Source organism: Streptomyces sp. NPDC002851 (genome assembly GCF_053591935.1).
This window is the reverse complement of the sequence record NZ_JBSFUT010000002.1, coordinates 290,105-302,773: the sequence shown is the minus strand read 5'-3', so window position 1 is coordinate 302,773 and position 12,669 is coordinate 290,105. Positions and strand designations below refer to the sequence as shown.

11 protein-coding genes are annotated in these 12,669 nt (G+C 72.1%); 4 read left to right on the top strand and 7 right to left on the bottom strand.

Features of this window, described 5'->3' with window-relative positions:
- Positions 1-21 precede the first annotated feature (21 nt).
- The 4 genes from ACWD10_RS03270 to rsmI all read right to left on the bottom strand — a co-directional run bounded on the left by ACWD10_RS03270 (position 22) and on the right by rsmI (position 4,060).
- On the bottom strand, positions 22-1,356 hold the full coding sequence (locus tag ACWD10_RS03270; protein ID WP_451086415.1) for a ubiquitin-like domain-containing protein: 1,335 nt from the start codon (positions 1,354-1,356) through the stop codon (positions 22-24).
- 144 nt (positions 1,357-1,500) lie between these two features.
- The gene (locus ACWD10_RS03265; protein ID WP_451086413.1) at positions 1,501-2,451 is read right to left on the bottom strand and encodes a TatD family hydrolase; all 951 of its coding nucleotides are present in this window, start codon (positions 2,449-2,451) and stop codon (positions 1,501-1,503) included.
- A gap of 36 nt (positions 2,452-2,487) precedes the next feature.
- Positions 2,488-3,012, bottom strand: a complete 525-nt coding sequence (locus ACWD10_RS03260) for a hypothetical protein (RefSeq protein WP_451086411.1) — start codon at positions 3,010-3,012, stop codon at positions 2,488-2,490.
- A 184-nt stretch (positions 3,013-3,196) separates the two neighbouring features.
- On the bottom strand, positions 3,197-4,060 hold the full coding sequence (gene rsmI, locus ACWD10_RS03255; protein WP_451086541.1) for a 16S rRNA (cytidine(1402)-2'-O)-methyltransferase: 864 nt from the start codon (positions 4,058-4,060) through the stop codon (positions 3,197-3,199).
- Between the two features lie 340 nt (positions 4,061-4,400).
- Here rsmI and ACWD10_RS03250 point away from each other — a divergent pair, with 340 nt between their 5' ends.
- The 4 genes from ACWD10_RS03250 to ACWD10_RS03235 all read left to right on the top strand — a co-directional run bounded on the left by ACWD10_RS03250 (position 4,401) and on the right by ACWD10_RS03235 (position 9,480).
- Positions 4,401-6,152: a dolichyl-phosphate-mannose--protein mannosyltransferase gene (locus ACWD10_RS03250; protein WP_451086409.1), complete on the top strand. Its 1,752-nt coding sequence runs from the start codon at positions 4,401-4,403 to the stop codon at positions 6,150-6,152.
- 129 nt (positions 6,153-6,281) lie between these two features.
- A complete protein-coding gene (locus ACWD10_RS03245) occupies positions 6,282-8,045 on the top strand; it encodes a penicillin-binding transpeptidase domain-containing protein (RefSeq protein ID WP_451086407.1) in 1,764 nt (587 codons plus the stop codon).
- A 56-nt stretch (positions 8,046-8,101) separates the two neighbouring features.
- Positions 8,102-8,632, top strand: a complete 531-nt coding sequence (locus ACWD10_RS03240) for a YbaK/EbsC family protein (RefSeq protein WP_451086405.1) — start codon at positions 8,102-8,104, stop codon at positions 8,630-8,632.
- Entirely contained in the window at positions 8,629-9,480 is an 852-nt protein-coding gene (locus ACWD10_RS03235) for an EamA family transporter (RefSeq protein ID WP_451086403.1), read from the top strand. Before ACWD10_RS03240 ends, ACWD10_RS03235 begins: the two co-directional genes overlap by 4 nt.
- 43 nt (positions 9,481-9,523) lie before the next feature.
- Here the strand turns inward: ACWD10_RS03235 and ACWD10_RS03230 are convergent, their stop codons facing one another.
- The 3 genes from ACWD10_RS03230 to cbiQ form a co-directional block, all read right to left on the bottom strand.
- The gene (locus tag ACWD10_RS03230; protein ID WP_451086401.1) at positions 9,524-10,744 is read right to left on the bottom strand and encodes a serine hydrolase domain-containing protein; all 1,221 of its coding nucleotides are present in this window, start codon (positions 10,742-10,744) and stop codon (positions 9,524-9,526) included.
- Positions 10,745-11,134: 390 nt separating this feature from the next.
- Positions 11,135-11,920, bottom strand: a complete 786-nt coding sequence (locus ACWD10_RS03225) for an energy-coupling factor ABC transporter ATP-binding protein (protein WP_451086399.1) — start codon at positions 11,918-11,920, stop codon at positions 11,135-11,137.
- A complete protein-coding gene (gene cbiQ / locus ACWD10_RS03220; protein ID WP_451086397.1) occupies positions 11,908-12,669 on the bottom strand; it encodes a cobalt ECF transporter T component CbiQ in 762 nt (253 codons plus the stop codon). The genes ACWD10_RS03225 and cbiQ overlap by 13 nt, the downstream gene beginning before the upstream one ends.

Here is a 12,669-nt window from a genome sequence, read left to right as displayed (position 1 = left end):
GAGCCCGTCCCGCGTTCACGGTCAACGCAGCCTGGACCCGCAGTGCGGCCACGGACTCGCCCCCCGCTGTACGTACAACTTCTTCGCCCGGTACGTCTGCTCCTCGGCCGGTGCGTCCTCGGGACGCCCCGTGCCGCCGAGGTCGTGCCAGGTGTTGGTGTCGAACTGGTAGAGGCCGCCGTACGTGCCCGAGGGATCCGTCGCGTCCGGTCGGCCGCCGGACTCGCAGACGGCGAGGGCGGACCAGTTGAGCCCGTCGGCACCGTGCACGGAGGTGGGCAGCGGCTTGGTACCGATGCGGACGCGCTGCGTCTGGGGCTCGCGTACCACTTCGGACCCGATGCGTCTGGGCTTCTGCCGGACGCCGTTGACGGTGCGCAGTGCGTAGGTGACCCGCCGCGCGCCCTGCCGCCCCTGCTGTACGACGACCTCGGTGCCGCGGTAGAGCGAGGCGTCCTCGGTCTTGGCCACGTCGAAGGGGATGGGCTCCTCGCGCACCTTCTTGCTGCCGGTGATCCGCATGACGGTGACGGTCTGCCCGTCGCGCGGGAACGAGTCCGGTTCCACGGAGGTGGTGTCCTGGCCGCGCATCACGACCCCGGCCTCCTCGACGGCCTGGCGCACGGTCGCGGCGTTCGTACGGATGGTCCGCTCGCGCCCGTCGGCCAGGACCGTCACGGTGCGCTCGGTACGCACGTCGAGCCGGAGCCCGGAGCGGGAGATCCGCTGCTTGCGGGAGGTGGAGAGGTGGGCGCCCTCGGCCCGCACCCCGAGCTGGCGGAGCGCGCCGTCGACGGTGTTGGCGGTGGTCCACACCTTGCGCCGCTGGCCGTCGAGGGTGAGGTGCACGGGGCGGCCGTAGCGGACCACGACCTCGTCGCCGGCGGCGAGTTCGGTGCCGGGCGCGGGCGCGACGATGTCGTGCGCCCCGACCCGTAGCCCCTCGTCGGCGATGAGCTCGGTGACGTCGTCGGCGAAGGTGTGCAGGGTGCGCGACTCCCCGTCGATGGACAGCTCGACGGCCTTGTCCTTGGCGAGGAAGGCGGAGGTTCCGCCGGCCAGAAACGCCACGACGAGCGCCCGCGGCACCATCCGCCGCAGCGAATCGGGCCGCCGAGCGGCCTTCCGGCGCCGCGCGTCCCGCCGCGCCTGCGCCCGCCCACCGGGACGCGGCACTACGGGGGCGGGGGTCTCCTCGTACGAGAAGGGACCGACGCCGTACGCGGAAGGGACGGTGTCGTAAGAGGCGTGAGAGGCGTGCGAGACAGGCGGGACGTCGTACGCGGAAGGCAGGGTGGGTTCGTACGCCGAAGAGGCTGTGTCGTACGCGGAAGGGGCTGCGTTGCTTTGGCTCACTGACGGCGTCTCCAGGCTCCCCCGGTCCGGATCGGGCAGGGGGAACCTAGCGGAGTGGCCATCACTCTCCAAAGCCGCGCCATCACAATGTGTCGCTGCTGTGCCCAGTGCTGACCACGCATGGGCGACGCGTTCCGTTATCGGTCAGTAATCAAATGCGCGCGCCGTGTTGTCCCGTACCGCTGCCGCCAGGGTGTCCTCGTCGATGCCCCGCACCTCGGCCATGGCCCGCAGTGTGACCGGAATGAGATAGGGCGCGTTAGGCCGTCCGCGGTACGGCACCGGGGTCAGGAAGGGCGCGTCGGTCTCGACGAGCACCAGATCGAGCGGCGCGATCGCGAGGGCGTCGCGCAGCGGCTGAGCGTTCTTGAAGGTGACGTTGCCCGCGAAGGACATGAAGTAGCCGTGCTGCGCGCAGAGTTGGGCCATCGCGGCATCGCCGGAGTAGCAGTGGAAGACGGTGCGCTCCGGGGCGCCCTCTTCCTTGAGGATGCGTAGCACGTCGGCGTGGGCGTCGCGATCGTGGATGACGAGGGCCTTGCCGTGCCGCTTGGCGATCTCGATATGGGCGCGGAAGGACTTCTCCTGCGCTTCCTTGCCCTCGGGGCCGGTGCGGAAGTAGTCGAGCCCGGTCTCGCCGACGCCCTTGACCTGCGGGAGCGCCGCCAGCCTGGCGATCTCGGCGAGCGCCTCGTCGAGCGCGGCGTCGCCACCGGGCTCGCGCGCCCCCTGCCGCGACCAGCCGCCCTCCCGTCGCCCACCACCACCCTCAACCGAGGCCCTTCGGGCCGCCCCTTGGATCGGGTCTCCCAGGACGATCCGCGGCGCCTCATTGGGATGCAGCGCGACCGTGGCGTGCACGCTCGCGTGCGCCGCCGCGGTGTCCGCCGCCCAACGCGACCCCTTCACATCACACCCCACCTGGACCACGGCCTCGACGCCCACGGAGGCGGCATCGGCAAGCGCCTCCTCGACCGTCGAGGACTGCATGTCCAGGTGGGTGTGCGAGTCGGCCACCGGGATCCGGAGAGGGTCCGGCAACGGCGGCGGTGCGTCCTTGGGGTCCTTGGGGGCCTGGGAGTCCTTGGGGCTCATGCCCCCGATCCTACGAAGCGCGTCGGGAAGCCCGTCCTACGAGGCGTCCTTGCGATGGCTGAACGGATGGAGCAGGTCGGAGAGGTGCCAGTGGTGCCGCTCCCGCGGCTCGGACGGTGGGGACTCGCGCTCCTGAGTGGCCTCCGTGGCCTTCCTGGCCTCCGTGGCTTCCGCGCCCCGGCGCGGCTCCGTCCGGCCGTGCAGCAGATCGAGGATGGACGACACCTGGCCCGCCTGCATGATCCGTACCTTGTGGCCGCCGCAGTTGAGGCAGGTCGGCCGGGTGAGCGGCGACGGCACCCGCTGGCCGTCGGCGAAATACATCACGAACTCGGTGCCGCTCCCGTCGAGGTAGTGCCTGATGTCGAAGGTCTGCTCCCACCCGTGCCCGCAGCGAATACACGCGAACGCGTAGGACTCACGGGCGGACGCGATCGCGCCGCCCGGTATGCCGGGACCAGCGCTCGCGCCGGTGTCGATGCCCGCCCCCGTACTCGTATCGGCACCCGTGCTGGTGCTGGTCTGGCCCTCGGTGGGGGTCTGGCCGGTGATCTCTGTCATGCCCGCTCCTCTTGTCCTCTGGACAAGCACGTCCGGGACGGTTTGCGTCCCTCGTCCAGTGGACGCCTCTCCCGGCGCGAGCGCATCAGGCCTGTCGAGTATTGATGCGAATTTGGCCTCGTCATAGCAAAAACGCCTGGTGCGCGGCGTTACGTTTTGCTTTTCACGATAGTCCTTTACCGTCCTATGGGCCGCTCCGCTCCGCATTCTTTGCCGCCACGACGGCGTCGAAGACCTCCCGCTTGGGCAGGCCCGCCGCCTGCGCGACCGCGGCGATCGCCTCCTTGCGCCGCTCCCCCGCCTCCTCGCGCACCCGGACCCGGCGCACCAGCTCCTCCGCATCGAGCTCGGCAGTGCTCTCCTCCGCACCCGCGACGACGACGGTGATCTCCCCGCGTACGCCTTCGGCGGCCCAGGCGGCAAGCTCGCCCAAGGTGCCGCGCTTGACCTCCTCGTACGTCTTGGTCAGCTCCCGGCAGACGGCGGCGCGCCGCTCGGCGCCGAAGGCCTCGGCCATCGCGGCGAGGGTGGCGTCCAGGCGGTGCGGGGCCTCGAAGTAGACGAGGGTGCGCCGCTCGTCCGCGACCTCGCGGAGCCGACCGAGCCGCTCGCCCGCCTTGCGCGGCAGAAACCCCTCGAAGCAGAACCGGTCGACCGGCAGCCCGGACAGCGCGAGCGCCGTGAGCACGGCGGACGGCCCCGGCACCGCGGTCACCCGCAGATCCCGCTCCACTGCGGCCGCGACGAGCCGGTACCCGGGGTCGGACACGGACGGCATGCCCGCGTCGGTGACCAGGAGCACCCGGGCACCGTCGGCGAGCGCCTCGACCAGCTCGGGCGTACGCGCGGCCTCATTGCCCTCGAAGTAGGAGACGATCCGCCCGGCGGGCTGCACACCGAGAGCCTGGGTGAGCCGACGCAGGCGACGCGTGTCCTCGGCCGCCACGATGTCCGCCCGCGCGAGCTCGGCGGCGAGCCGGGGCGGGGCGTCGGCGGGGTCCCCGATGGGGGTGCCTGCGAGGACGAGCGTTCCGGGTTGTGCTGTCACGGGTGTCACGGGGTCCATCCTCGCAGGGGGCAACCACCACGGGCGCCCGAGGATGGGGGCACCCATCCAGCCCGTCCGGCGCCTGAGGACGAGGGCACCAATCCAGCCCGTCCGGCGCCTGAGGACGAGGGCACAATTCAGCCCGTCCGGCGCTTGAGGACGAGCGCGTTCAGCGCGACAACAGCGGCCCGGGGTGCAGCCCCCATCACAGCCCGTCCGGCGCCTGAGGACGAGCGCGTTCAGCGCGAAGGGGGGTCTGGGGGCGCAGCCCCCAGGTGCGGCAACCGAGCCGACCGTACGGAAGCCTGGTGCCAAAGGGAGGCCCCCTACCATTGCGCCCGTGACCAGTCCCGCGTCCGCCACGGACACCAGCGAAGCCCGCCAAGGGGGCGCCGCCCCCGACGAGCCGCCGCAGCAGCCCGGCTGGCAGCGGCGGCTGCGCCGATTCGGCTACGGCACGGCCGGGGTCGCGGGTGGCGACGTGAGAGCCCGCCTGGTCCCGCCGTACACCGGACCGAGCCCGCGCCTGTGGGCCACGCTCGGGATGCCGCCGCGCCGGATCGCTCCCCTGAACCGCCTGCTCGCCTGGGCGGGCCCGGTCCTCGTGGCGCTCCTGGCGGGCGTCCTGCGGTTCTGGAACCTGGGCTCGCCGAACAAGGTCATATTCGACGAGACGTACTACGCCAAGGACGCCTGGGCGCTGATCCACCGCGGTTACGAGGTGAACTGGCCCAAGGACATCAACGACAAGGTGATCGAGCAGGGCTCGCAGATCGCCCTCGGTCACGACGCCGCGTACGTGGTGCATCCGCCGGTCGGCAAGTGGGTCATCGGGCTCGGCGAGTGGATGTTCGGCTTCGGCCCGTTCGGCTGGCGGTTCATGACGGCCGTGCTCGGCACCCTGTCGGTCCTGATGCTCTGCCGGATCGGCCGCCGTCTCTTCCGCTCGACGTTCCTGGGCTGCCTGGCGGGCGGGCTGCTCGCGGTCGACGGCCTGCACTTCGTGATGAGCCGCACGGCGCTGCTCGACCTGATCCTGATGTTCTTCGTGCTCGCGGCCTTCGGCTGCCTGGTGGTCGACCGGGACCGGGCGCGGGCCCGCCTGGCGGCCGCCCTGCCGACGGACCCGGACGGCGTCACCCGCCCGTCCGTGGAGGTCGGCGACCGGCTCCGCCTCGGCTGGCGCCCCTGGCGCATCGCGGCCGGGGTCTGCCTGGGCCTGGCCTTCGGCACGAAGTGGAACGGCCTGTACATCCTGGCCGCGTTCGCCCTGATGTCGGTCCTGTGGGACGTGGGCGCGCGCCGGGTCGCGGGCGCGTCCCGCCCGCACGTGGCGGTCCTGAAGCGGGACGTGCTGCCCGCCTTCGTCTCCACGGTCCCGGTGGCGCTCCTGACGTACCTGGCCTCCTGGACCGGCTGGCTGGTCTCCGACAAGGGCTATCTGCGGAACTGGGCGGCGGCCGAGGGCCAGGGCGGCAGCTGGACGTTCCTGCCGGACTGGCTGCGCTCGCTGTGGCACTACGAGTACACGGTGTACCAGTTCCACATCGGCCTGACCTCGGGCCATACGTACGACTCGAACCCGTGGAGCTGGCTGGTCCTGGGCCGCCCGGTGTCGTACTACTACGAGTCCCCGGCGCCGGGGAAGGACGGCTGCCCGACGGGGACGTCGGACAAGTGCGCGGCCGAGGTCCTGGCCCTCGGCAACCCGCTCCTGTGGTGGGCGGCCTGCTTCGCGCTCGCCTATGTGCTGTGGCGCTGGCTGCTGCGCCGGGACTGGCGGGCGGGCGCGATCCTGTGCGGCGTGGCGGCGGGCTACCTGCCCTGGTTCATGTACCAGGAGCGCACGATCTTCTTCTTCTACGCCGTCGTCTTCGTGCCGTTCCTGTGCCTGGCCCTGGCGATGATGGTCGGCGCTCTGCTCGGCCCCCCGGGCTCCACGGAACGCCGCCGCACGATCGGCGCGGTCGGCTCGGGCGTCCTGGTCCTCCTGATCGTCTGGAACTTCATTTATTTCTGGCCGATTTACACGGGAACCCCGATTCCGGTGGATTCCTGGCGAGCCCGGATGTGGCTCGACACCTGGGTCTAACGCCCGGGTGTAGCGGGGGACTTCGCCGGATAGCCGCTCCCCGGAAGAACCGGGCGCAGCCAGGACCCCCGCCGCCCCTATAGGGTGCGGCCCTGGTGAAGGAGTGTGGGGCAGTCAGCGGAGGAACTCGTGGGTAACAGAAGACGCGTCGAGGGTGGGCGCAACAACGCGAACGGCGGCCTGTCCGGGATGCGCAGGGAGGTCAAGGCCGCGGTCATCGGCGGGGCGGTCGCCGTGGTGGCGGCCGGTGCCGGGTTCACCGCGTACGCCCTGACCGGCGACGGCGCGGAGGCGGACCCCAGGAAGCAGCAGGCCTCGACGCGCGGCGAGAAGCCGGACTGGGGGCCGCTGACGGCCGCCGAAGTCCGCGGCACGAGCAAGGAGTTCCTCGCCGCCTGGGCGAAGGGCGACGCCGCCGCGGCCGCCGAGCACACCGACGACGAGACGGCCGCCCGGGCCGCCCTCACCGGGTACCGCAAGGACGCCCACCTCACCGAGGTGGAGCTGGATCCGGGCACCCCGAAGGGCAAGAAGGTCCCGTTCTCGGTCTCGGCCGTTGCCTCGTACGAGGGAAAGAGCAAGCCCTTCGCGTACGACTCCGAACTCACCGTCCAGCGCGACGAGAAGACCGGCAGGCCGATGGTCCACTGGGAGCCCTCGGTGGTCCACCCCGAGCTGCGCGAAGGCGACATGCTGCGCACCGAAGCGGCGGACACCCCGCCGGTCAAGGCGCTCGACCGGGACGGCAAGGAGCTGACCACGAAGAAGTACCCCTCGCTCGGGACCGTGCTCGACTCGCTGCGCGAGAAGTACGGCGACACGGCGGGCGGCACCCCGGGGCTCGAACTCCGCATCGTCCGCAAGGAGTCCAAGGGGCACGACGAGAACAACGCAGGCTCCAGCGGGGCGGAGGGCGACAACGCCAAGGCGCTGCCCGACAAGACCCTGCTCACGCTCTCCGAGGGCACCCCGGGCACGGTCCGCACCACGCTCAGCCCGACCGTGCAGGCCGCCGCCGAGAAGCAGGTGGCGAGCCGGGAGCGGGCCTCCGTCGTGGTCGTGAAGCCGTCCACCGGGGAGATCCTGGCGGTCGCGAACTCCGATACGCGGGGCATGAACGTGGCGCTGCAGGGCTCGCTCGCGCCCGGCTCCACGATGAAGATCGTCACCGCGTCGATGCTCCTCGAGAAGGACCTCGCGTCGATCGACAAGCCGCACCCGTGCCCCAAGTACTACGAGTACGGCGGCTGGAAGTTCCACAACGTCGAGAAGTTCGAGATCAAGGACGGCACGTTCCGTTCCAGTTTCGCGGCGTCCTGCAACACGGCGTTCATCAGCCGCGCTCCGAAGCTCAAGGACGACGACCTCACCAAACAGGCGCGGGACGTGTTCGGGCTCGGCCGCGGCGACTGGAAGTCCGGGGTCTCGACCTTCGACGGGGCGGTGCCGGTGCAGTCCGACGCGCAGATGGCCGCCTCGCTGATCGGTCAGGGCGGGGTGCGGATGAACCCGCTCAACGTCGCCTCGATCATCGCCACCGCCAAGACCGGCGTGTTCCGGCAGCCGTATCTGGTCTCGCCGGACGTGGACGACCGGTCCCTGGCGACCGCGCCGCGCAAGCTGTCGAAGTCGGCGCACGAACAGCTGAAGGAGCTGCTCCACTACACCGCCACGAGCGGCTCGGCCGCCGAGGCGCTGGCGAAGGCGGGGCTGAGCGGCGACATCGGCGGCAAGACCGGCTCCGCGGAGGTCGACGGGCAGAAGAAGCCCAACGGCTGGTTCACCGCCTGGTACGGCGATATGGCCTCGGCCGCGGTCGTGCGCCAGGGCGGCCGTGGCGGCAGCTCCGCCGGTCCGCTGGTGGGCTCGGTCCTGAAGGACTCCGCAGGCTGAGCACCGGCGCTACGTGATCGGAACGGGCCATGCGAGGGCGGTCATAACTCCCTCGCATGGCCCGTACACGTACCGATAGCGTGCGGCGCATGAGCACCGCACCGGAACCGCAGCCCCATCCCCGCTTCGTCGCCGCGCTGCACGAGCTCGGCCTGGCCGAACTCGTCGACCAGGTCCGCGCCTTCCCGGAGGCGACCCGGACCGCCGCGCAGGCCGCCGAGGCGATCGGCTGCGAGCTCAGCGCGATCGTCAAGTCCCTGATCTTCGCGGCCGACGGCGTGCCCGTCCTGGTCCTGATGGACGGTTCCTCGCGGGTCGATGTCGAGCTCGTACGGCGGGAGTTGGGCGCCGGGAAGGTGACGCGCGCCGATGCCGACGTGGTGCGTGGGACCACCGGCTACGCGATCGGCGGGGTGCCGCCCTTCGGCCACCTCACCCGCACCCGTGTCCTGGCCGACCGCGGCCTGCTCGACCACGACGTGGTCTGGGCGGCGGCCGGGACCCCGCACACCGTGTTCCCGCTCGCCCCGAAGGAGCTTGTCGCGCACGCGGGCGGCGCTTTGGTGGACGTACGCGAGACGCGATGACGCCGCTCGTCGCCGGGGCGGTCGTCCTGGCCGCCGTCACGCACGCCAGCTGGAACGCGATAGCCCACCACATCAAGGACCGGCTCATCGCCCTCGCCCTCGTCTCCGGCGGCGGCGCCGTCATCGGTGTGGTGCTCGCCTGCTTCGCGCCGCTGCCCGCCGCCGGGTCCTGGCCGTTCCTGGCCACCTCCGGCGTGCTGCACGTGGCCTATCTGCTGCTGCTCATGCGGTCGTTCAACCTCGGCGACTTCGGGCAGATGTATCCGATCGCGCGCGGTACGGCACCACTCGTCGTCACCGTCGCCGCCGCGGTCTTCGTCGGCGAGCGGATCGACGCCTGGCAGACCGCGGGCGTCGCGGTGGCCTGCGCGGGCCTGCTCGGCCTCGCGCTGTGGGGGATCCGCGGCTCGGGGCGGCGGCCGGAGTGGGCGGCGCTGCTCGCGGCCGGGGCGACCGGGCTTGCCATCGCGGCGTACACGGTGGTGGACGGTGTGGGCGTGCGCGCCTCCGGCACTCCGCTCGGCTATATCGCCTGGCTGATGATCCTGGAGGGCTTCGCCCTCCCGGCGTTCGCCCTCTGCCGGTACGGCCGCGAACTGCCTTCCCTGGTGCGTCCGTACGCCGTCCGTGGCCTGTTCGGCGCGGTGCTCTCGGTGGCGGCGTACGGCCTCGTCCTGTGGGCGCAGACCCGGGCACCGCTCGCGCCGATCGCGGCGCTGAGGGAGTCCTCGATCATCGTGGGGGCGGCGATCGGGGCGGTGTTCTTCAAGGAGCGGTTCGGTACGCCTCGGATTGCGGCGGCGGCGCTTATGGCATTGGGGATCGGGCTTATGTTGCACGCGGGGTGAGGGTCGTCCGGGGCTCAGCGCGTCGCCCCGAACGGGCTCGTCCTCAAACGCCGGACGGGCTCGAATCACCCAGCGCCGCCCGCAAGGCCCGTACCAGCGCCTGGGCCCTCGGGTCCGCCGTGACGCCCTTCTGCAGGCCGTTGGTGACGTAGCCGAAGCCGATGCCGGTCTCCGGGTCCGCGAAGGCCAGCGGGCCGCCGCGGCCGGGGTGGCCGAAGGAGCCGGGGCCGAGCAGCGGGGACGAGGCGCCGTGCAGCATGTAGCCGAGGCCGAAGCGGGTGTTGACCACCAGGACGCGGTCCGGGCCCGCGGACTCCTCGGTGCGGGCGAGCGTGACGGTGGCGGGGGCGAGCAGCCGGGGGTGGCTTGCCTGCTGCTCCTCCTGGCCCGCCACCGGTCCGACCAGCGCCGCGTAGAAGCGGGCGAGGGAGCGGGCCGTCGCGACGCCGTTGGAGGCGGCGAGCTCCAGGGCGCGGTAGCCGGGCGCGTTCTCGTCGGTGGGCTCGAGCGCCCGGAAGGCCCGGCTCGTCAGGGACTCCGGGTCCGCGTACGCGGCGGCGACGTTGCGCTTGGGCCGCAGGCGCAGGCTCCCGTCGGCCGCGGACGGCGGCTCGACGCGGCCGCCGCGGCCCACCCGGCCGTCGGCGGCGTGCTGCGGGGGCAGGCCGAGCCAGAGGTCGAGGCCGAGGGGGCGGGCTATCTCCTCGTCGATCCAGCGCCCGATGGTGCGGCCGGTGACCCGGCGGACCAGTTCGCCGAGGAGCCAGCTGTACGTGTGCGCGTGGTAGCCGTGGTCCGTGCCGGGCTCCCACTCCGGGGCCTGGGCGGCGACGGCCGCGGCGCCCGCCTCGGGGTCGGCGGCGAGTGCGGCCGCGGTAACGGGGTGGTCGAGCACTGGGACGCCGGCGCGGTGGGCCAGGAGGTGGCGGACGAGGGTGCGCTCCTTGCCCGCGGCCTTGTACTCGGGCCAGTAGGTGCCGACGGGGGCGTCCAGGTCGAGGCGGCCGCGCTGGTGGAGCAGGAGCGGTACGGCGGCGGCGATGCCCTTGGTGACGGAGCGGACGATCTGGGCGGTGTCCGGGGCCCAGGTCCGGCCTTCCGGTCCGGCGTCGGCGTCCCGCCTCCCGCCCCATAGGTCGACGACCGGGCGGCCGTCGCGGTAGACGGTGACGGCGGCGCCGCGCTCGCCGCGGTCGGTGAAGTTACGCACGAAGGCGTCTCTGACGGGCTCGAACCCCGGCGCCACGGTGCCTTGGACGTTCACGCCCGTACTCCTGTCTTTCTGCCTGCTCGTTGCGTCTGGTCGACCCTCCATGGTGCAACGCACACGAATCGGGCAAGCTTCCGGGGGTTCTTTGTTCCCCAGCCCCGCCCCTTCCCGACGGTATCGATATGCGGCTAACGCCGCGTGGCTGACGGCGCTTCGGGGGCTCCTAGTGGGTGGGGCTCCGGGCGGGTGGGAACCACCCGCGCCTCCGCGAGCGCGCGAACCGCCCCCCCCCGCCTCCCCCACCCACCCGGAGGGGGCTCACCTATCAGCCCGTCCGGCGTTTGAGGACGACGCCCGTTCAGGGCGGATATGGGGGGTCTGGGGGCTTGCCCCCAGTTCGGGAAGGGGCGGGGCTGGGGGAAAACCCATCGGCGTGCGGAGCGCTCAGGCTGCCACCGACCGCGGGTCGAAGCCGAACGGGAGCTCCAAGCGGTGCGCCCGCATCAGCTCCTCGTCCGCCAGGATCTCCCGCGTCGCCCCGTCCGCCGCGATCACGCCCTCACTCAGGATCAGGGACCTGGGGCAGAGCTCCAGGGCGTACGGCAGGTCGTGCGTGACCATCAGGACCGTCACGTCCAACGACCGCAAAATGTCCGCGAGTTCGCGCCGCGACGCGGGGTCGAGGTTGGACGACGGCTCGTCCAGGACCAGGATCTCCGGCTCCATCGCGAGCACCGTCGCGACGGCGACCCGGCGCCGCTGCCCGAAGGAGAGGTGGTGCGGAGGCCGGTCCGCGTACTCCGCCATGCCCACGCGCTCGAGCGCCTTCCGTACGCACGCCTCGAGCTCCGGCCCGCGCAGCCCGGCCGCCGCGGGCCCGAAGGCCACGTCCTCGCGCACCGTCGGCATGAACAACTGGTCGTCCGGGTCCTGGAAGACGATCCCGACCCGGCGCCGCACCTCCGCCAGGTGCCGCTTGCCGACCGGGAGCCCGGCGACGGTGACCGTCCCGGCCCCGGCCGTCAGGATGCCGTTGAGGTGCAGCACGAGCGTGGTCTTGCCCGCGCCGTTGGGCCCGAGCAGCGCCACCCGCTCCCCGCGGCCGATGCTGAAGTCGACGCCGAACAGGGCCTGATGACCGTCGGGGTAGGCGTACGCGAGGCCGGAGACCTCAAGAGAAGGAGCGGCAGCAGCGGCAGAAGCGGCAGAGCTAACAGTCACAGGAACCATCCCAACAGACAGACCGGCAGGGCGGACAGCGGCAGTGCCAGGGCCGATGTCCACTGGGCCCGGGACGCCGTCACCTCGTCGATCACCGGCATCGACCCGGCGTACCCCCGGCTGACCATCGCCAGATGGACCCGCTCCCCGCGCTCGTAGGAGCGGATGAACAGGGCGCCCGCCGACTTCGCGAGCACGCCCCAGTGCCGCAGGCCACGGGCCTCGAAGCCGCGGGACTCGCGGGCGATCCGCATCCGCCGCATCTCGTCCGTGATCACGTCCCCGTACCGGATCATGAAGGACGCGATCTGCACGAGCAGCGGCGGCAGCTTCAGGCGCTGGAGGCCGAGCAGCAGCTCGCGCAGTTCGGTGGTGGCGGCGAGCAGCACGGACGCGGCGACGCCGAGGGTGCCCTTGGCGAGTACGTTCCAGGCGCCCCACAGGCCCTCTTCGCTCAGCGACAGGCCGAGGATGTCGACCCGCTCGCCGTGCGCCACGAAGGGCAGCAGCACCGCGAAGGCCACGAACGGGACCTCGATGAGCAGTCGCTTGAGCAGAAAGCCGGGCGGTACGCGGGCCGCGTACGCCACCGCCGCGAGCAGCACCGCGTAGAGCCCGAAGGCCCACATCGCCTCGCGCGGGGTCGAGACCACGACCACCACGAAGCAGAGCACGGCGGCGAGCTTGCAGTGCGGCGGCAGCGCGTGCACCGGCGAGTGCCCGTGCCGGTAGAGCCGGTGGGCGTGGCCCGCGCCCAT